This is a genomic window from Exiguobacterium sp. s149, assembly GCF_018618395.1.
Classification (GTDB): domain Bacteria; phylum Bacillota; class Bacilli; order Exiguobacteriales; family Exiguobacteriaceae; genus Exiguobacterium; species Exiguobacterium chiriqhucha.
Map to the genome: position 1 here is coordinate 249,621 of NZ_JACSLZ010000002.1, position 19,410 is coordinate 269,030.

The 19,410-nt window shown below is 51.5% G+C and carries 21 protein-coding genes; 11 read left to right on the forward strand and 10 right to left on the reverse strand.

Annotation, left to right across the window (positions count from 1 at the left end):
- Positions 1-220 precede the first annotated feature (220 nt).
- Positions 221-970 carry an SDR family NAD(P)-dependent oxidoreductase gene (locus KNP81_RS04485; protein WP_214718718.1) on the reverse strand — a complete coding sequence of 250 codons (750 nt, stop codon included), beginning with the start codon at positions 968-970 and terminating at the stop codon, positions 221-223.
- Between the two features lie 122 nt (positions 971-1,092).
- Between KNP81_RS04485 and KNP81_RS04490 the strand changes: the two genes are divergently transcribed.
- Positions 1,093-1,719, forward strand: coding sequence for a TetR/AcrR family transcriptional regulator (locus tag KNP81_RS04490; protein ID WP_214718721.1), 627 nt, complete (start codon positions 1,093-1,095; stop codon positions 1,717-1,719).
- A 26-nt stretch (positions 1,720-1,745) separates the two neighbouring features.
- Here KNP81_RS04490 and gloA2 read toward each other — a convergent pair whose 3' ends face one another.
- Positions 1,746-2,126, reverse strand: a complete 381-nt coding sequence (gene gloA2 / locus KNP81_RS04495; RefSeq protein WP_058765255.1) for an SMU1112c/YaeR family gloxylase I-like metalloprotein — start codon at positions 2,124-2,126, stop codon at positions 1,746-1,748.
- Positions 2,127-2,405: 279 nt separating this feature from the next.
- Between gloA2 and htpG the strand changes: the two genes are divergently transcribed.
- Complete coding sequence (gene htpG, locus KNP81_RS04500; RefSeq protein ID WP_214718723.1) at positions 2,406-4,274, forward strand: molecular chaperone HtpG; 1,869 nt, start codon at positions 2,406-2,408, stop codon at positions 4,272-4,274.
- Positions 4,275-4,368: 94 nt separating this feature from the next.
- Here htpG and dcm read toward each other — a convergent pair whose 3' ends face one another.
- Positions 4,369-5,703: a DNA (cytosine-5-)-methyltransferase gene (dcm, locus tag KNP81_RS04505; protein ID WP_214718725.1), complete on the reverse strand. Its 1,335-nt coding sequence runs from the start codon at positions 5,701-5,703 to the stop codon at positions 4,369-4,371.
- Positions 5,704-5,845: 142 nt separating this feature from the next.
- Between dcm and KNP81_RS04510 the strand changes: the two genes are divergently transcribed.
- Together KNP81_RS04510 and KNP81_RS04515 are read left to right on the forward strand one after the other, a co-directional pair.
- The gene (locus tag KNP81_RS04510) at positions 5,846-7,216 is read left to right on the forward strand and encodes a Sau3AI family type II restriction endonuclease (RefSeq protein WP_214718727.1); all 1,371 of its coding nucleotides are present in this window, start codon (positions 5,846-5,848) and stop codon (positions 7,214-7,216) included.
- 54 nt (positions 7,217-7,270) lie between these two features.
- The gene (locus tag KNP81_RS04515; RefSeq protein ID WP_058765246.1) at positions 7,271-7,717 is read left to right on the forward strand and encodes a very short patch repair endonuclease; all 447 of its coding nucleotides are present in this window, start codon (positions 7,271-7,273) and stop codon (positions 7,715-7,717) included.
- A 13-nt stretch (positions 7,718-7,730) separates the two neighbouring features.
- On the opposite strand, the gene KNP81_RS04520 is transcribed toward KNP81_RS04515, so the two are convergent.
- Positions 7,731-8,417, reverse strand: coding sequence for a BglII/BstYI family type II restriction endonuclease (locus tag KNP81_RS04520; RefSeq protein ID WP_214718729.1), 687 nt, complete (start codon positions 8,415-8,417; stop codon positions 7,731-7,733).
- Positions 8,418-8,739: 322 nt separating this feature from the next.
- On the opposite strand from KNP81_RS04520, the gene ahpC reads away from it, so the two are divergent.
- Both ahpC and ahpF read left to right on the forward strand, forming a co-directional pair.
- Positions 8,740-9,303 (forward strand): alkyl hydroperoxide reductase subunit C, encoded by a 564-nt coding sequence (gene ahpC, locus KNP81_RS04525; RefSeq protein WP_021067918.1) that lies wholly within the window; start codon positions 8,740-8,742, stop codon positions 9,301-9,303.
- 12 nt (positions 9,304-9,315) lie between these two features.
- Entirely contained in the window at positions 9,316-10,839 is a 1,524-nt protein-coding gene (gene ahpF, locus KNP81_RS04530; RefSeq protein ID WP_214718737.1) for an alkyl hydroperoxide reductase subunit F, read from the forward strand.
- A 14-nt stretch (positions 10,840-10,853) separates the two neighbouring features.
- On the opposite strand, the gene KNP81_RS04535 is transcribed toward ahpF, so the two are convergent.
- Positions 10,854-11,267 carry a hypothetical protein gene (locus KNP81_RS04535; RefSeq protein ID WP_214718739.1) on the reverse strand — a complete coding sequence of 138 codons (414 nt, stop codon included), beginning with the start codon at positions 11,265-11,267 and terminating at the stop codon, positions 10,854-10,856.
- A gap of 142 nt (positions 11,268-11,409) precedes the next feature.
- Between KNP81_RS04535 and KNP81_RS04540 the strand changes: the two genes are divergently transcribed.
- Positions 11,410-12,246, forward strand: coding sequence for an aldo/keto reductase (locus KNP81_RS04540; RefSeq protein WP_214718741.1), 837 nt, complete (start codon positions 11,410-11,412; stop codon positions 12,244-12,246).
- Between the two features lie 37 nt (positions 12,247-12,283).
- Here KNP81_RS04540 and KNP81_RS04545 read toward each other — a convergent pair whose 3' ends face one another.
- The 4 genes from KNP81_RS04545 to KNP81_RS04560 all read right to left on the reverse strand — a co-directional run bounded on the left by KNP81_RS04545 (position 12,284) and on the right by KNP81_RS04560 (position 15,392).
- The gene (locus tag KNP81_RS04545; RefSeq protein ID WP_029333964.1) at positions 12,284-13,102 is read right to left on the reverse strand and encodes a MetQ/NlpA family ABC transporter substrate-binding protein; all 819 of its coding nucleotides are present in this window, start codon (positions 13,100-13,102) and stop codon (positions 12,284-12,286) included.
- Between the two features lie 25 nt (positions 13,103-13,127).
- Positions 13,128-13,790, reverse strand: coding sequence for a methionine ABC transporter permease (locus KNP81_RS04550; protein WP_131434434.1), 663 nt, complete (start codon positions 13,788-13,790; stop codon positions 13,128-13,130).
- Positions 13,783-14,529: a methionine ABC transporter ATP-binding protein gene (locus KNP81_RS04555; protein WP_214718746.1), complete on the reverse strand. Its 747-nt coding sequence runs from the start codon at positions 14,527-14,529 to the stop codon at positions 13,783-13,785. The genes KNP81_RS04550 and KNP81_RS04555 overlap by 8 nt, the downstream gene beginning before the upstream one ends.
- Before the next feature lie 116 nt (positions 14,530-14,645).
- Positions 14,646-15,392: a hypothetical protein gene (locus KNP81_RS04560; RefSeq protein WP_214718747.1), complete on the reverse strand. Its 747-nt coding sequence runs from the start codon at positions 15,390-15,392 to the stop codon at positions 14,646-14,648.
- Positions 15,393-15,528: 136 nt separating this feature from the next.
- On the opposite strand from KNP81_RS04560, the gene KNP81_RS04565 reads away from it, so the two are divergent.
- Together KNP81_RS04565 and KNP81_RS04570 are read left to right on the forward strand one after the other, a co-directional pair.
- Positions 15,529-15,957 (forward strand): MarR family winged helix-turn-helix transcriptional regulator, encoded by a 429-nt coding sequence (locus tag KNP81_RS04565; RefSeq protein ID WP_214718749.1) that lies wholly within the window; start codon positions 15,529-15,531, stop codon positions 15,955-15,957.
- Positions 15,958-16,063: 106 nt separating this feature from the next.
- On the forward strand, positions 16,064-16,588 hold the full coding sequence (locus KNP81_RS04570) for a CarD family transcriptional regulator (protein WP_029596405.1): 525 nt from the start codon (positions 16,064-16,066) through the stop codon (positions 16,586-16,588).
- An 89-nt stretch (positions 16,589-16,677) separates the two neighbouring features.
- Here the strand turns inward: KNP81_RS04570 and mqo are convergent, their stop codons facing one another.
- On the reverse strand, positions 16,678-18,177 hold the full coding sequence (mqo, locus tag KNP81_RS04575; protein WP_214718751.1) for a malate dehydrogenase (quinone): 1,500 nt from the start codon (positions 18,175-18,177) through the stop codon (positions 16,678-16,680).
- 162 nt (positions 18,178-18,339) lie between these two features.
- Here mqo and KNP81_RS04580 point away from each other — a divergent pair, with 162 nt between their 5' ends.
- Together KNP81_RS04580 and KNP81_RS04585 are read left to right on the forward strand one after the other, a co-directional pair.
- The gene (locus tag KNP81_RS04580; protein WP_251130270.1) at positions 18,340-18,810 is read left to right on the forward strand and encodes a DUF2691 family protein; all 471 of its coding nucleotides are present in this window, start codon (positions 18,340-18,342) and stop codon (positions 18,808-18,810) included.
- 33 nt (positions 18,811-18,843) lie between these two features.
- Positions 18,844-19,395 carry a histidine phosphatase family protein gene (locus KNP81_RS04585; RefSeq protein ID WP_214718753.1) on the forward strand — a complete coding sequence of 184 codons (552 nt, stop codon included), beginning with the start codon at positions 18,844-18,846 and terminating at the stop codon, positions 19,393-19,395.
- Positions 19,396-19,410 lie beyond the last annotated feature (15 nt).

The window sequence follows — 19,410 nt, forward strand, 5'->3', positions numbered from 1 at the left end:
AAACAAGGAGTTCGCCGCGGCGAACTCCTTGTTGATTGCGCACTTATTTGACGATGACTTGTTTCATCTGGCTGGCGCGGCCTTTCGCATCTTCGATATGAATCGAGAGACGCTATTTTAGGAAACTCTTGATTTGTCTATCTCTAATATGGTTTTTCCGAAAAATAATTTGAAAACAGGTCAGAGGAATTTTTCCCCTGACCTGAACGAGTTGTGTTGCTTATTTTGCTGTGACGCCCCCATCGACCGGAAGTTCGATTCCCGTGATGTGATTTGCCTCATCCGACGCGAGGAAGAGGACGGCCGTCGCCACTTCTTCAGCCCGACCGAGATTCGGCAAAGCGATTTGATTTAAGAAATGTTGTTTATAATCCGGGTGTTCCATGTGCGGCGCACTCATCGGTGTCACGATATAGCCCGGATGGACCGAGTTGACGCGAATGTTGTGTTTCCCGTAATCGACGGCCGCCGCTTTCGTGAGCGACCGAACGGCTCCTTTCGAGGCCGTATAGGCACCGGCACCGGCCATGCCTGTGAGCGCCGAGATGGACGAGATGTTGACGATCGACCCACCGCCGTTTTGCTCCATGAGCGGGATTGCATACTGTGTCCCGAGCATGACGCCATCGATATTGATCCGATACGTGCGCGCCCAGTCTTCCTCCGTCTGATCCAAGAACGGTTTTGCGAGCGCGATGCCCGCATTGTTGACGAGCACATCGAGCTTGCCGCACACGGACTGGACTTCGTTATAAATGTTTTCCCAATCGTTGCGTGACGTGACGTCGTGTTGAAGCGCAATCGCCTCGCCACCATTCGACCGAATTGTCTCCACGACGTGCGTCACCGCTTCAAGATTGATGTCCGTCGCGACGACAGTCGCCCCTTCTCGTGCGAACAGCTTGGCCGTCTCCTCACCCATGCCACTGCCTGCCCCTGTAATGACCGCTACTTTCCCCATTAACCGCATAATCCCAGCTCCATTTCTTTAAATATGATAGTCTAACTATCATTATAGTAGTCGATGCACATTCGATTCTCAACGAAACTGCCTCGACACGGTATAATAACGACATACAAAGAGGTGATTTCATGAGTAAACGACAACAAAATAAAGAAGAGCGAATGAATCGTATCATCGAGCAAGCCGAGGTGCTCTTTTTACAAGATGGATTTGAACGGGTGCAAATGCAGGACATCGCTGACGCGTCCGAACTCGGGGTCGCGACACTGTTCCGTTACTTTCCGAAAAAAGACCAATTGATCGTTGCTGCGGCCGTGCGCAATTTGGCACCGACGCTCGATGCTTTCAAACAACTGACGAGCCGGCCTGGAAATGCCTACTCGCGGCTCGAGGCGATTCTCGACTATCTGCTCGACCAACAAGTGAAGCGGACGAGCCACTCTCGTTTCCGTGAGGCGTTCGAGAGTTATGCCTCGTCCGTCGCAAGTCCCCTTCCCGGGATTGACGACTATATCGAGTTGCAGCGCGAAATCATGGAGACGCTCGAACCACTCATCGCGGACGGGAAGACGGACGGTTCGCTTCGGAGCGATCTCGACGTGAAAGCAACCGTCGTCACTGTCATCAACGCGTTCGGTACGTTCGGTAACAATATCATTTTGAAGTCTCACATCAGTTATTTAGAGGACGACATCGAGCCCCTCATCCAACAGCGGGTGTTGAGAGAGATGCTCTTGTCTTACGTGCGCCCATAACGAAAGCCCCTTCGCGTGAAGGGGCTTTATTCGTGCAGTTCGAGCGGCAGACCGTCCGGGTCGAAGAAGAACGTCATCTTCTCGCCCGTGAACGTGTCAAACCGAATTGGTTCCGTCGTGACACCGTGCGTATTCAGTTCAGCGACGACCGACTCGATGTCGTCGACTTTAAAGGCGAGATGACGGAGTCCACACGCCTCCGGAAAGCTCGGCCGTTTCGGACTGTCCGGTTTGATGAACAGCTCGAGCTCGTACGCGCCGAGCCGCAGGTCAATCTTGTGATCGCCTTTGTCCGGACGATGATGCTCGCGGATGACGTCGAAACCGAGGATATCGATGTAGAACCGTTTCGCCTCGTCATAATTTGAGGCGATAATCGCCACGTGATGGATGGTATGTAGTTGCATCATAATCCCCCATATACAAAAAAATGAGCACCTCTCACTAGAGGCGCTCTCGAAAAGTCTACCGCGTCGAACCACGCTCCACAACGTGCTCCCGAAGGAATGTCCGTCGTCTTACATAGACCAGCTCATCGCATGTACTCAACTATAGGTGAATCTGAGCCCCGCGTCAACGTTTTGTTTGAATCGGGTTGACATCTTCCTAAAAATTAGGATAATCAATAGTGTTAGCACTCTTATTGATAGAGTGCCAAAATCGAACAAATAAAAAGGAGAACGATCATGACAAAGAAACAGTTTCAAGCCGAATCGAAACGAATTTTAGAGTTGATGGTCCACTCAATCTATACGCATAAGGATATCTTCCTCCGTGAGCTCATCTCGAACGCGAGTGACGCCATCGACAAAATGTATTACCGGGCCTTGTCAGATGAGGCAATCGACTTCAACAAGGACGACTACTTCATTAAAGTCGAGCTCGACAAAAACGCCCGCACAATCACCATCCGTGACACCGGAATCGGGATGACGGCCGACGAACTCGAATCGAACCTCGGGATTATCGCCAAGAGCGGCTCGCTCGCGATGAAGCAGGCGACGAAGATGGAAGAAGATCACAGCCTCATCGGCCAATTCGGTGTCGGCTTCTACTCGGCGTTCATGGTGGCAGACCGTGTGACGGTCCGCACCCGCTCGGTCGACAGTGAACAAGGCTACTTGTGGGAGTCGGAAGGCACAGACGGTTACACGATCGAGCCGACGGATAAGACCGACATCGGGACTGAGATCACGTTGCACGTGAAAGCCGACACGGACGACGAGACGTACTCATCATTCCTCGAAGAGTACGAGATCCGTTCGCTCATCAAGAAGCATTCGGACTTCATCCGCTATCCGATCAAGCTCGACGTGACGAAGCACCGTCAAAAAGAAGACTCGGAAGAGTACGAGGACTACGTCGAAGAAGAGACGGTCAACAGCATGGTGCCGATTTGGCGCAAACGGAAGAGCGAGCTGTCGGACGAAGACTACAAGACGTTCTATCACGAGAAACGCTACGGCTTCGACGAGCCGCTCAAACACCTCCACTTGAACGTCGACGGTTCCATCCGGTATCAGTCGATTCTCTACATCCCATCGACGGTCCCGTTCGACTATTACACGAAAGAGTTCGAGAAAGGACTCGAGCTGTACTCGAACGGCGTCTTAATCATGGAGAAGTCGCCTGACCTGCTCCCGGACTATTTCGGTTTCGTCAAAGGGATGGTCGACTCGGAAGACCTGTCGCTCAACATTTCCCGGGAGATGCTGCAGCAGGACCGCCAACTTCGCGTCATCGCCAAAAACGTGAAGTCGAAAATCAAAGGCATGCTCGAGAAGATGCTCCAAAACGAGCGCGAAGACTACGAGAAATTCTTCGATTCGTTCGGCCGTCAGCTCAAGTTCGGCGTCTACGATCAGTTCGGTGCCGCCAAGGACGAGTTGAAAGACTTGCTCTTGTTCCACTCGTCGAACGAGAACAAGCTCGTCACGCTCAAAGAGTACGTCGAGCGCATGAAAGACGATCAAAAGTACATCTATTACGCGACGGGTGAATCGATTCACCGCATCGACCTTCTCCCTCAGGCGGAACGCTTGAAAGAAGAAGGGTTCGAGATTCTCTACTTCACTGAAGAAATCGACGAGTTCGCCATCAAAATGCTCCAGTCGTATGACGACAAAGAGTTTAAGTCGATCGCGAGCGGTGACCTCGGGCTTGATGACGAGGCGGCCCATTCGCTCAATGAGGACAACAAGGACTTGTTCGCCTTCATGAAACAAGAACTGGGCGACCGCGTCAAAGAAGTGCGCGCATCGACACGTCTCAAGTCACATCCGGTCTGCTTGACGGTCGCCGGTGACGTCTCAATCGAGATGGAGAAGATTTTGAACACGATGCCGAATGGCGGCGGCATGAAAGCTGAAAAAGTGCTTGAAGTGAACGCCGATCACGCCATCTTCCGGACGTTACAGCGCATCTATAAGGAAGATGAAGCGAAAGCGAAACAGTATACCGATTTGCTCTATCAGCAGGCACTCCTCATCGAAGGGCTACCGATTGAAGACCCGGTCGCCTATTCGAACGCGGTGTGCGCGTTGATGGCAGAATAATTGAAAGGCAGAGGGCGACCTCTGTCTTTTTAACTTTGAAGTTGATATGAAAAAATCTCTAGTCACGATTTTTCCCGTCGTGACTAGAGATTTTTTATTTGAAGTTATTATACGTTCCTAACAGTTGCATCTGAATCGCTTCCTGCAAGATGTTCTGGTCATCTTCTTGCTCATGGATCTCTGCGATTCGATAGCTCATCCGCTCAATCAATCCGACGACGAGGGCGTTCCCCATCGTGAAGTAACGTTTGCGGTCCGTCATCGTGTCCGTCCATCCATAAGGGAATCCGTTCAGCCCCTCGCACTCCTCAGGGCGCAAATAACGAAGCTTCTTCGTCTGTGGATCTTCGATGACATGGCTCGAGCGGTTGCATGTGCCTTCACTCGTCAACATCGTACGGCCAGGAAGGTCAAGCGAGTCCGGATACGACATACCGCCCTCTGCGTACACATACACGTGACCACTTGCCGAGGTCCGTTCGATTTTCTTCGGCCCTTTCAAGTAAGCCAACTCTTCCTGCTCGTTCCGACCCGACTTTTTAATCGTCTCGGTGTCCAAATAATACCGTTCGGGTGTGGGACCGAACTGCTCATAGACTTCTTGAACCACTTCACCGAGCGTCTTCGGCACTTCGCGTTTCGGTAACGTCTCGAGCGTCGTCACCCGGTCGCCCGACATGATGCCCGCATTGCGGTATGTCGCCGAGAACGTGTCAGAGATTTCGACGATATCTTTCGGCAGTTCGAACTGCGAGCCCGGATGTTTCTCGCTTGTCAGTTCATGGACCGGGAACGTCGGTGCGAAGAAGCCTGACTCGAGCAACCACTCCTCAGGGTTTGCCTGTTGAGCACGTGCCGAATGATTCAGGTCGGTGCGGGTCGCGAAGATGAAGATGCGACGTCGTCGTTGCGCGAACCCATAGTCGGCCGCATTGATGACGCGCCACTCGACCGTATAGCCTTGGTCGGCGAACGCACGAAGCATGACGCTGAAGTCACGTCCTCGTTGCTTGGCTGGTGACTTCATGAGGCGATCGACGTTCTCGAGCAACACGTATGGCGGTTTCTCTTGTTCGATGATGTTCATGATTTCCCAGAACAAGACGCCCTTCTTCCCTTGGATCCCTTGTTCGTTCTTGAGGCTGCGTGACACACTGTAGTCTTGGCACGGGAAGCCCCCGACTAACAGATGGTGCGGACCCGCCTCCATCCATGACAGGGCGATATCTTCGTTCGAATGTATACCTCGGCCCTTGAATCGTTCGGCATAGCAATCGAAGGCCGGTTGACTCTTCGTCGCCGGTTCCCATTGATTGCCCCAAACTACATCGAATTTGTCAGATGTAGGCTCGGCATTCACGTCTTTAATTCCTTCAAGTGCGATGCGGAAACCTCCTACACCAGCAAATAACTCAACTACTTTAATCAATGGGAACACCCTTTCGCATTTTCTATCTTAAATTTACTCTATTTTTAATTTCGACTCAATGGAAATAGTGTATCACGAACGATGAATTCGATCAAGCGGTACGCTATAATGGTTATATATGTAAAATTCAGGAGGAGTTATTTTGCGGTACGAAACGATTCAAGAATTAATGGATAAGGCAAGAGAGGCCGAAGGAAAGACGTTCGGAGAGATTGACACGACCGGGCGCATCAAGAATGTCCGTTCGAAAGGTTCCCTCGGGCACATCATCGAGGAGAGTCATTTCGGCTACCCAATCAATTCGGACGCACGGCCTGATTTTGAAGAGCTCGGCATCGAATTGAAGGTCACCCCTTTCAAGAAGAACAAGAACGGTACATATTCATCGAAGGAGCGGCTCGTTCTGAACATGATTGATTATCATAACGAGCACGAGTATTCGTTCGAGACGTCAAGCTTCTTATCCAAAGCCACGAGCATGCTTATCATGCTTTATCAATATGAGCCAAACATCCCTATCGACGACTACCGTATCTATAAAGCGTTCTTGAATGAGTTCTCAGAAGAGGATTTGGACGTGATGCGGCAAGACTGGGAGACAATCGTCGCAAAAATCAAACGTGGCGAGGCCCATTTGATCTCCGAGGCCGATACGATGTACTTGTCAGCCTGCACGAAAGGAGCAAATGGTTCGGTCGTCCGCAGTCAACCGTTCTCAGAGCAACCAGCAAAACCACGTGCCTTTTCGCTCAAAGCTTCTTATATGTCGGGGCTTGTCCGTAAGTATTTGACCCCTGAATTGATGGAGTCAATCGCCAATCACGGTGAGTTGAAAGATATGTCGATTGAGCAGCTCCTCGAGGCACGGCTCTCTCCTCATTACGGAAAGACGTTACTCAAGTTGTGCGAAGAAACAGGTATCCCATATAACCCGGGCAATAAAGCGATGATTCCGCGAGTCATGGCAAAGCTTTTAGGGGTTCGAAAGACCGACTTGTCTGGCATCGAAGAGTTCGCGAAGGCGAACATCAAGTTCAAGACGATTGCCCGAGAGCCTGACGGCAAAATCCGGGAGCATATGTCATTCGGCAAAGTCGATTTCGATGATTTGTCTCAAAACGATTGGGAAGAATCCGACTTGTACGACACGTTCGCCGAACAGAAATACCTCTTCCTCGTCTTCCGATATGACGAGGACTACGTTCCCAAACAAAAACGTATCCCTCGTTTCGAAGGGATACGTCTATGGAACATGCCGCTTGAAACGGTCGATGGCGAGTTGAAGTCGATGTGGCTCGAGGCTAAACACATTGTCCATACTGGAGTAAAACTGACACCTTCGGGTAAACGAGTGAAAAACAATCTTCCCGGCCCGAAATTCAATCAGGTCGCCCATGTGCGCTCAAAAGGAGCCGACGGTCAGGACAAAGTGAAACTCCCAGACGGTCAGTGGATCACAAAACAATCGTTTTGGTTGGACAGAAACTACATCCAGCAGATTCTAGACGCGTAAAATGAGTACTTATCTCCCTCACGTGGAATCTTCCTATTAGAGGGAGGTGAAGGTATGGCCAGAAACGTACCAAAAGCATCGAGTCCAGCCGTCTTCAAGACGATGAGCGGCAATCGCGGCAAGGACACGAAGATGGAAGTGAAGGTCCGGAAAGCACTATGGGCTGCCGGATATCGATATCGGAAGAACAATCGGAAGTTGTATGGGACACCGGACATCTCATTTCCCGGACTCCGTGTTGTCGTCTTTTTGGACTCCTGCTACTGGCACGGCTGCCCCCTTCACTTCAAACTTCCGAAGACGAACGCCGAGTTCTGGCGTCAGAAAATCGGTCGCAACATCGAACGGGATGCTGACGTTACAAGACACTACGTAGAAGAAGGATGGGTCATCCTCCGGTTCTGGGAGCATCAGGTCAATGAAGACTTTGATCATGTGATTTATACCATCACCCATTTCGTAGACATGGCCAAAACCAATCGACATATACGAAGTGGATAATAGAAATTACATGTTAATCTAAGTCCTCATCAAACAACGGCTCATCATAAGTTTCTGTTGCATCATCGACAATCTGGTTCGTGTAGAATCCTTCTACACGGCCTCTTTTTTTGCCCTTTTCATTAAAATGCTCGACAATCCTGAACGTGTCGGGTGCTTCAAGCCCGATGATGACGATTGGTACGGTCAACTGAGTGTTCAACGGTTTCAAATGGTGGACATATTTCTCATATGTACCGATGGCGTTGTCGAAATTTCCGGCACGCTGAAGTCTTTGGGTTGCACAAATAATCACACCAATTCGCGTTTGAATTGCCTTCTCGACATGATTCAACTCGCTCGCAATGACCGGTTTCAACAGATTCCATGCAATCGTTCCCGAATGGTTGAAACCTACTTCCAGCGAGATATTCTCTTTGGCAAAATCGAGACGCCACACATTCTCTGAATAGTCACGGTCTTGGAAGATTGGACTTTCGCTGGCCCATCCTCTCTTCGAAAACTCTGATTTGAATAAATCATTCAAGGTTGAGGACAGACTTTTATTCTTGTCCGCATACTTCTCTTCGAATTTTTGAATGATGTCATCATCACTTATAGAATATATGATGTCATGGATTTCTCTCCAAATCTCTGTGAACTCCTCATCATTTTTAAGTATTGTCTCCCCGAAGCGGTGTGAATGAATTCGATAGTTCAACTGTCTCACCCTTTTATATGTAATTGATAATGATGTACTTAGTGACGAGAATAATCGACTTTCCTTCACTCGATTCAAACTCTCGCCCCTCCTAATCACTTTATCAGGATACAGGATTGAAAACAAAAGCACATTTATTTTGTAATCGTTTTCTTCCCTTTCATCAAGCGATTTATCCATTTAACGTTGATATATCAACATTTTACCAGACATGCAAACACCTTGACATTTTTGGCGGGTTATATGAAGTTAGTATTACATTATAATTATTCTAGTAGAGACGAAAGTCCACTAGAGTAAAAAACCAAGGAGGACATATCCCATGTCATTAATCGGCAAAGAAATCTTACCTTTCAAAGCACAAGCATTCCAAACAGGTGAATTCCTCGAAGTATCGGACAACGACTTCAAAGGTCAATGGAGCGTCGTTTGCTTCTACCCAGCTGACTTCACATTCGTCTGCCCAACTGAACTTGAAGATCTTCAAAACGAATACGCGACACTCAAAAACCTCGGCGTCGAAGTCTACTCAGTATCGACTGACACACACTTCACGCACAAAGCATGGCACGAAACATCAGAGAAAATCGGCAAAATCGAGTACATCATGATTGGTGACCCATCACACACAATCTCACGTAACTTCGACGTCTTGAACGAAGAAGATGGTCTTGCTGACCGCGGTACGTTCATCATCGACCCAGACGGCGTCATCCAAACAGTTGAAATCAACGCAGGCGGCATCGGCCGTGACGCGAGCACACTCGTCAACAAAGTCAAAGCGGCACAATACGTCCGCAACAACCCAGGCGAAGTTTGCCCGGCGAAATGGGAAGAAGGTTCTGCGACACTTCGCCCGAGCCTCGACCTCGTCGGCAAGTTGTAAGGAGCGGATTTCATGTTAGAAGCAGATATTAAACAACAGTTGGACCAATATCTCCAGCTCATGGAGGGCGATGTCGTCCTCCGTGTCAGCGCTGGAGACGACGCGGTCTCAAAAGAGATGCTCGACCTCGTGAACGAACTCGCGAGCATGTCGTCACGCATCTCGGTCGAGCACGTCACGCTCGAACGCACACCGAGCTTCAGCGTGAGCCGTCCGTCTGAAGAGACAGGAATCGTCTTCGCAGGAATCCCGCTCGGTCACGAGTTCACGTCACTCGTCCTCGCGTTGCTCCAAGTGAGCGGCCGGGCGCCGAAAGTGGACGCGGATGCGATCAAACAGATTCAAAACATTCAAGGCACGTACCACTTCGAATCGTATATCAGCCTCAGCTGCCATAACTGCCCGGACGTCGTCCAGGCACTCAACGTCATGAGCGTCCTCAACCCGAACATCTCACACACGATGATCGACGGTGGCGCGTTCAAGGCAGAAGTGGAAGCGAAAGAAATCATGGCTGTCCCGACCGTCTTCTTGAACGGTGAGGCATTCGGCAACGGGCGCATGTCACTTGAAGAGATTTTGGCGAAACTTGGTACTGGCCCAGACGCTTCGGCGTTTGACAACAAAGAACCGTATGACGTCCTCGTCATCGGTGGTGGCCCGGCTGGTTCGAGCGCAGCGGTTTACGCGGCTCGTAAAGGTATCCGGACCGGCATCGTCGCGGAACGCTTCGGTGGACAAGTGATGGACACAATGGGGATTGAGAACTTCATCGGTACGTCTTACACGGAAGGCCCGAAACTCGTCGCGAGCTTGGAAGAGCACGTGAAAGAGTATGGCATCGACGTCATGAACCTCCAACGTGCGAAGCGCCTCGAGAAGAAAGACCTCGTCGAAGTCGAACTTGAGAACGGCGCCGTCTTGAAGAGTAAGAGCGTCATCCTGTCGACTGGTGCACGCTGGCGCAACGTCAACGTGCCAGGTGAAGCCGAGTTCAAAAACAAAGGTGTCGCCTACTGCCCGCACTGTGATGGCCCTCTCTTCGAAGGAAAGCGCGTCGCGGTCATCGGCGGCGGTAACTCTGGGATTGAAGCAGCCATCGACCTCGCTGGAATCGTCAAACACGTGACGGTGCTCGAGTTCGCTGCCGAACTCAAAGCTGACCAAGTGCTTCAAGACCGTCTCCACAGCCTCCCGAACGTGACCGTCGTCACGAACGCTCAGACGACAGAAATCACGGGTACGGACAAAGTGAACGGCATCTCGTACTTGTCACGTGAGACGAACGAGACGCATCACGTTGAACTCGAAGGCGTCTTCGTCCAAATCGGCCTCGTCCCGAACACGGATTGGCTCGACTCGGTCGAACGTAACAACTTTGGTGAGATTGTCGTCGACCGTCACGGCGCGACGAACGTCCCAGGTGTGTTCGCAGCAGGCGACTGCACGAACAGCGCCTACAAACAGATCATCATCTCGATGGGATCTGGTGCGACTGCCGCACTCGGTGCTTTCGATTATATGATTCGCAACTAATCAGAAACGCGTCCTCACATTGGAGGACGCGTTTTTATAATCTCTCCCGAATCTGGTAAAAACAAGACTCGGTCCCCTGAATCAATTTCAAATAAATAGACACGGTTTGGTTGAAACGGATTCCAGCCTTCGTTCACCACTCCGACACCGTCCATATAGTTCACAATCTTATGTACTTGTTTCAGGTTATATTCTGCCTCGGCGACCGAATAACTCGGCAACCCGAAGTAAATCGCTCCAGCAATCAATAGTGAAAAAATCATTCCCATTCGTATACGATTCCGGCCTTCTAAATTTCTTAAGCCAATCAACGTCACAATCACCATCCCCGTCGCGGTTCCAAACGCCGCCGAATTCCCGTACCAAGCCTCATTGACGAACATCATTCCCCCAATCGTCAATATGCCGAGCATCCACCACCACTTCATCCCCATCACCTCACGTCAATTATCCCAAAAACAGGAAAATAGGCAACGACATTCTGATTCACGGCAACCGATTCAAACGTTTGATTCCCCGGGAAAGTGGAATATCGGACAAGAGAACGGATTTTGAATAAGGAGGCATTTTATGAACATCCCAACCATCAAACTACATGACGGCTACGAGATTCCGGCCATCGGACTCGGCACTGTCTATTTACGAGGCGAACCGGGTGTCGACGCCATCACATGCGCCATCCGCAACGGGTATCGCTTAATCGACTCGGCGATTCGCTATGACAATGAAGGTGCCGTCGGCGAAGCCGTCCGCCAATCCGGCATCCCGCGCGAGCAGCTTTTTTTGACGTCGAAGCTGCGGGCCCAATATTTTAATTATGACGATGCACTCGAGATGATTCGTGAGTCGCTTTACCGGGCGAACCTCGACTATTGGGACTTGTTCCTATTGCATTGGCCGAACCCGAAACAAGACAAATATGTCGAGGCGTGGCGCGCCCTCATCCAAGCGAAAGAGAACGGGTGGATCCGCTCCATCGGCGTCTCGAACTTTATGCCCGAGCACCTTGACCGTTTGATTGAGGAGACGGGTGAGACACCGGTCATCAACCAAATCGAGCTCCACCCATACTTCTCCCAAGTGGAACAGCGTCAGGCTGACAAAGAGCGCGGCATCATCACCGAGGCATGGAGTCCGTTGAGCCGAGCCCGGACCGTCACGCATGACGAGACGATTGCGGAACTAGCAAGACAAAAAGGCAAGACCGTATCTCAAGTCATTCTGCGTTGGCACGTCCAACTCGGTGTCATCCCGCTCCCGCGTTCGTCGAGCGAGTTGCACCAAAAAGAGAACCTCGACGTCTTCAACTTCGAATTGACGGAGGACGAGATGACGACGCTCAACGGCCTGACGAAACCGGACGGCCGCATCGATAATCAAGACCCTAGAGAGTACGAAGAGTACTAAAAAAGATTGAGCCCGCGTAGGCTCAATCTTTTTTTTGTTAAAACGCTGGAATCGCCGTCTCTTCGTAATTCTCTTCCAAGAACGCTCGGACTTCGTCACTTGTGAGTGCTTCGCCGAGTTTCTGGATCGCTTCTTCATCTTTGTTGTCTTCACGAGCCACGAGCGTGATGGCGAAGTCGTTCTCGACACCTTCCGTCAAGAGGGCATCGCTCTTCGGCGTCAAGCCGAGTGGAGCCGCGTAAGCCGGCGTCATGAGGACCGCATCGACGTCGTCATACGCACGCGCGAGCATGAGCAAATCGACTTCCTCGAACTTGAGGTTCTTCGGGTTTTCTGTGATATCGGCTTGCGTGTAATACGACCCGTTCTTCTCACCGAGCTTAATCACATCGTGTTGCGCGAGCAATGAGAGCGAGCGGTCGATGTTCGACACGTCGTTCGCGATGGCGATTGTCGCGCCTTCCGGGATGTCGTTCATGTTGTCATACTCTTTCGAGTAGACACCGTAGTTGGCGAAGTAAATCGGTTCGATTGGGACGAGGTTAGCGTCATTACTGCGGTTGAACTCTTCCATGTACGGGACGTGCTGGAAGAAGTTCGCGTCGACTTCTTTCGCTGCGAGCGCCGTGTTCGGTTGGACGTTGTCACCGAGGACGACGATTTCGAGCTCGATGTTGTCTTCGGCGAGTTGTTCTTTCGCGATTTCAAGCATATCCGTCATCGGTGGGATGAGCGATGCGACTTTGAGCGTCTGCGGCTCGTTTGACGGGGCTTCCGTCGTGTTCGTTTCAGTATCGTTCCCGCACGCTGCGAGGACGAGTGTGAGTGAGGCGAAAAGCGCCATTAATTTTTTCATAAGTTTTCCTTCTTTCTGTAGGTGATTAGCGTTTGTCGATGAGCCGGGCCACCGTCGTACCGGTGAACTGAATCATCTGGACGAAGACGAGCATGATCAAAATCATGTACATCATCAGCTCCGTCTTGAACTGTTGATAACCATAGCGGATGGCGAAGTCACCGATGCCGCCGCCCCCGACGACCCCCATGATGGTCGAGTACGAGATGAAGCTGATGATTGACGTCGTAAGCCCGAGAACGAGACCGGAACGGGCCTCGACGTATAAGAACTTGAAGATGACGTCTTTGATGGACGCCCCCATCGACACGGCTGCCTCGACGACGCCGCGCGGGACGTCAAGGAGTGACTGCTCGACGAGTCGCGAGTAGTGGGCGATGGCGATGATGGCGAGCGGCACGGTGGCCGCCGCCGTCCCGATGGCCGTTCCGATGATGAGCCGCGTAAATGGAATCAAAAACACGACGAGTAACAGGAACGGGAATGAGCGGACGATATTGACGACCAAGTTGAGCACAGAGAAGACGGCCCGATTCTCGAGCAGTTGCCCTTTTCGTGACAAGTAGAGCCACGTCCCGAGCGGCAGGCCGAGGAGGACGGCCGCGAGAATCGAGACGCCGACCATGATGAACGTCTCGCCGATCGATTGCCAAATCTCGGTCTGATATTGCAGGAGCACCTCAGGCATGTAGTTCACCTGCCTTCTTCAGTTGATTGACGAACCAGGACGGATTGTCGTCGATGTCTGCGACCCCGCTCGGAATGACGTCAATCGTCTCATACACCGCACCGTCCGTCATGACGGTCACGCGGTCACACACTTGTTTGATGACGTCCATCTCATGCGTCACGATGACGATGGTGACGCCGAGCCGCTCATTGATCGACTTCAACACGCCGAGCACTTCGGCCGTCGTGTTCGGGTCGAGCGACGACGTCGGCTCATCACACAATAAGACGTGCGGTTCGTTCGCGAGCGCCCGGGCGATGGCAACACGCTGTTTCTGTCCACCGCTGAGCTGTGCCGGGTACTTGTCTTTGAACGACTCGAGCCCGACGAAACGAAGGCACTCGAAGACGCGTGCCTCGTGCGTCGCCCGCGGTCGGCCGGCCAGTTTCAGCGAGGCGGCCACATTGTCATAGACGGTCTTGTTCGCGACGAGATTAAACTGTTGAAAAATCATGCCGATGACGTGCCGCTTCTCGCGTAGTTGTCGACTCGACAGGCCCGTCAACTCATCGCCATCGATTGTGACTTGCCCTGTATCCGGTGTCTCGAGCAGGTTCATCAAGCGCAGCAACGTCGACTTGCCGGCCCCGCTCGCGCCGATGATGCCATATACCTCGCCCCGCTCGATGTGAAGCGAGACGTCACGGACCGCTGCGTCGCGGCCGAACTGTTTGCTGACATTCGTTAACGTGATCATAGATGGTTCCTTTCTCTCATGGGAAAACTGGGTCAACCTCGTACCCCATTTTAGCGAACTAAAGCAAAGTTGTCAGGTGAGGTGCTTCACAAAAAAAAGAACCGCACGGTGGCGGCTCACTTCAGCGGATGTTGTTTGAAATGCTCAGCGATATGGCGCCGCATCGATTCACGGTTCTCGGCAAAGATTCGATGTCGATGGCCGTTCCCCCCTGATGGATGGGGAAATCCGCTCACGACGCGTTCTGGCGCGATAATGCCCTTGTCGACGAGCGTCTCGACGGCACGACGGACGTTAATCCCCATCGGCAAGATGAGTGCGTCCTCGAGGACGGCCATCTCGTCGGCGAACCCTCCTTCGACATAAGACCGAAATAAATCCGTCTTCAACATGTCCGGGCTCGACCCGTTGTAATTCTTCCCTTTATAGAAGACGGGGTACGGCAACACCGCCGTATTCTGCACGAGATGGTTCGCCTCGCCGAACAAATCGAGCGTCGTCGGGATCCCGAGGTGATGATGCAAGTCCAAGTCGTCGAGCATCGTCACTAGGTTCTTACGAATCGGTCCGGAAAAGCTGCCACGTTGTTTGACAGCCCGGAGCGCCTCCTCGTCGGGCGCATCCGCCAAATCACGGATTGCCTCGAACGATTGCCGCATTTGATACAGTCCCGGTGTGATTCCCGCGATGACGACTTTGGCGTTCGGGTTAATGTATTCGAACGGCGCATAATAAATCGTGAGCTGCTTGTCCGGGTCCTCCTCGAGCAGGAACGGTTCACTCTTCAGAGTCGTTTCCTCCAAATCAGGTAACTCGAGAATATGTTGTTTATAACGTTGAAATAAATCGGTACGTGTCGGCATGTAATTCCCTCCTCTGCTTTTCTGTTCCCCAAACCGTCAAATCCTATCAGAGAATCGTGAACTCGTTTCGCGCATTGACGTGGCACATCCGCTTTTGTATAGTTAGGAACGACAAAAACGAATAGGAGTGACCAATTTGACTCCAACAGAACCGACGACACGACTCCTCGACCTCCTCAGTGAGCGACATGACCAAATCCGACGCATCAGTGAGCGGGCTTGGAACGAGCAACACGATATCTATATCTCCAACTCCGAATGGTACGTGCTCGCCCGGATTTATCAAACGAAACCGACCATTGCCGAAGTGACGCGCAACGTCCACATCTCCCGTCAAGCGATCCATAAGCTCATCAAGAACTTGAAAGCGAAAGAACTTGTCACGGTGACCGATCATCCGACGAGTCGAAAAGATAAATGTATCGAGTTGACCGAGCTCGGGGTCCGTTGCTACGAACAGAACGAGGCACTGAAAGCCGAACTCGAACAAAAAATAGCCGATTCACTCGGTGACGCCGCGTTCCAACAACTGAAAATGTTGTTGAAAGCCGACTGGAATTTGTAATCTCTCCTAACGATTGGGAGGGATTTTTTTGTGTCATATCTCACCTCAAATGTCAACCGAGTTGACATTTCGTGTCATGAACTACTATACTTGATGAAAGGAAGAGGTGATCGATTTGTTCAAAACTGGTGATTTAATCATTTATTCGACCCACGGAGTTTGCCGCATTGACGACATTTCCGACATGACGGTCGCGGGTGAGACGAAGTCGTACTATACGCTCCATCCCATCAACAACGCACAGAAGTTGCAAATCAGTATCCCCGTCGATAGTGATAAAGTGATGATGTTGACGCTCCTTGAAGCGAAAGAAGCAAAAGAAATCCTCGAATCGTTCCGCTCGCCGGGTGTCGAATGGAATCCCCATCCGAACAACCGCAATCGCGAATTCTTGAACGTCGTGCACTCGGGTAACCGTCACGAGATCGCTCAAGTCATCAACACGCTTGCTCGCCGCCAAAGCGAAGCTCTCTTGTTGAACAAAAAGTTATATGAACAGGACCGTAAGATTCTAGAGAACGCTAAAACGATCCTCGTGAAAGAACTTTCGCTCGCGCTTGAATTATCGGAAGAAATCATCGATCAACAAATTGCTGCTTATTTGAGCGAAGAACCTGTCGCCACTACTTGATTGGCCCCTTCCGTGCGAAGAGGTCTTTTTTTTATGCAAAAATTAAAAAGAAAAAGCGAGAATATGAACATATCCTCGCTTGTACTCGCTTAGTTGTGGACGACACCTTTCTCTTTCAAGCCGAGCGCCATCGCTGTCGATTCGTGAATCGTCTTGAACAGTTCCGGGTGATCGGAGAGTGAGACGCCATAAGACGGCACCATCTCTTTGATTTTCGGTTCCCATTCCGGCATCCGGCTTGGGAAGCACTGCTCGAGCACTTTTAACATGACGTGCACGGCCGTCGACGCGCCCGGTGACGCACCGAGAAGTGCTGCGACCGATCCATCTTCGGCGCTGACGACTTCCGTTCCGAACTGGAGCGTCCCTTTGCCGTCCGGCGTGTCTTTAATGACTTGCACGCGTTGTCCGGCGACGACGATTTCCCAGTCCTCATTTTTCGCGGTCGGAATGAATTCGCGCAGCTCGTCCATCCGTTTGTTGTGTGACAAGAGCACCTGCTCAATCAAATATTTCGTGAGCGGCATCTCTTTCGCCCCGGCCGCGAGCATCGTCACGACGTTGTACGGTTTGACCGATTGGAGGAGGTCGAGGTTCGAGCCCGTTTTCAAGAACTTCGGCGTGAAGCCGGCGAACGGTCCGAACAACAACTCTTTACGCCCTTCGATGAAGCGCGTGTCGAGGTGCGGCACCGACATCGGCGGTGCGCCGACTTTCGCTTTGCCGTATACTTTCGCGTTGTGCTGTTCGATGACGTCACGGTTCTTACAGACGAGGAACAGACCGCTCACCGGGAATCCGCCGATGTGCTTCGACTCCGGGATGCCCGTCTTTTGAAGGAGCGGCAGGCTGCCTCCACCGCCGCCGATAAACAAGAACGGCGCCGTATGCGTCTCAATCGTGTTCGCCTCGATGTCTTTCACTTTCACTTCCCACAATCCGTTCGCCAACCGTTTCACGTCCTCGACGCTATGCTTGTAATTGACCTCGACGCCTTGGCCGGTCAAATGGTCAAACAGCATCCGTGTAAGCGCACCGAAGTTGACGTCGGTACCTGAATCGATTTTCGTCGCCGCGATCGGCTCATCGACGGAACGTCCTTCCATGACAATCGGCATCCAGTCACGGAGTTGTTCCGGGTCATCCGATAAAACCATCCCTTCAAACAACGGATTATTTGTTAGCGCTTCCAAACGTTTCTTCAAGAAGCGGACATCGTTCTCGCCTTGGACCATACTCATATGTGGAATCGAACGGATGAACGCTTCCGGATTTTGAATCAAGCCTTTGTTGACGAGATGCGCCCAAAACTGACGCGAGATTTGGAACTGCTCGTTCACGTTGATTGCTTTCGAGATATCGAGCGTGCCATCCGGCTTCTCGGTCGTATAGTTCAACTCGCAGAGGGCGGCATGTCCCGTCCCGGCGTTGTTCCATTCGTTCGAACTCTCTTCCCCTGCACTTTCGAGCTTCTCAAACACTTTGACTTCCCACTCTGGTACGAGCTCTTTAAAGAGCGATCCGAGCGTCGCACTCATGATGCCTGCACCAATCAAAATGACGTCTGTTCTCTTTTGAACACTGCTCATGAAAACCCCATCCTTCTCCCCTGGATTTGTGTATGAGACGATTCGGTAAATCCCCATTCGCCGACTCGCCCCGTTTATAATTGTTATATTGATTATAACGCTTTTGTGATGTTTGATAAGGGTTAAGTACGGATTTCATCCATGAAACTTTTGAAGGGGGGCATGCAATCCGTGAAGCGCGGCATCCGTTTTAAAATCCCGAATACATATGGACGCTTTCTGGCCGACATGTTAAGTCCCGTCGACATCCCTGCTTACAGCTGGTTCGTCGGGGGTGAGGAATCATATCGTGTGAAGAATAGCGCTCTCGATCAACCGTTGTTTCCTGAAGCGACCGAGATGGATGGCGAAACATTTTCTGATTCGATTCATCAGGATGAGCAATATCTCATCTTCGTGAATGTAAAAGCCTTTTCGAAAGAACCGGTGAAAGACATTGAGACGTACGAAGCGTTTCGTGATAGCAATTGTGAGCTAGCCCTGCTCATCGTCGACTCCACGTTCGTCGACATCTACTGCAAGGATGAGCCTCTGCTTGAATCGCTTTATCAGCATACTCTCACGTGCGGATTTAAGGACGTCTCTTACTTGACCCACGCCAACGATACGAGAACGAGTTTGACCGTCTGGTAAGCATTTAACCTTATTAATGAAGGAGAATCTATCATGTCTACGTTCTATCTCATCCGTCATTGCTCGGCGACTGGCCAAGAACCGGACGCCCCACTCACTGAAGACGGCGAACAACAAGCACTCGCCCTTGCTGACTTCTTTCGAGACATTCCCGTCGACCGCATCATTTCGAGCGACTATACGCGAGCTACTGCCTCGATCGCACCGCTCGCCACATCCAAGCAGCTGACCATCGAGACGAATCCGAAGTTGCGCGAACGCATCCTCTCGCTTGAACCGCGCGACGATTGGTTCGAACTGCTCCGCCATTCGTTCACCGACACCTCGTTCCGTTTGCCGGGCGCCGAGTCGGGTCAAGATGCGACGGACCGGATTTTGAGCGTCATCGAATCACTTGACGACGTAAACGGCACGACCGTCCTCGTGACGCACGGAAACCTGCTCGCGTTGCTTCTTCAACATGTGGATAACCGCTATGACTTCGACACGTGGCGCAATCTCAGCAATCCCGACGTCTATCGCCTCGATATTGTGGATAACTCTTGGTCCGTGGAACGTGTCTGGTCCGTCCCTACCTGTGGATAACGTTATCCACAGAAA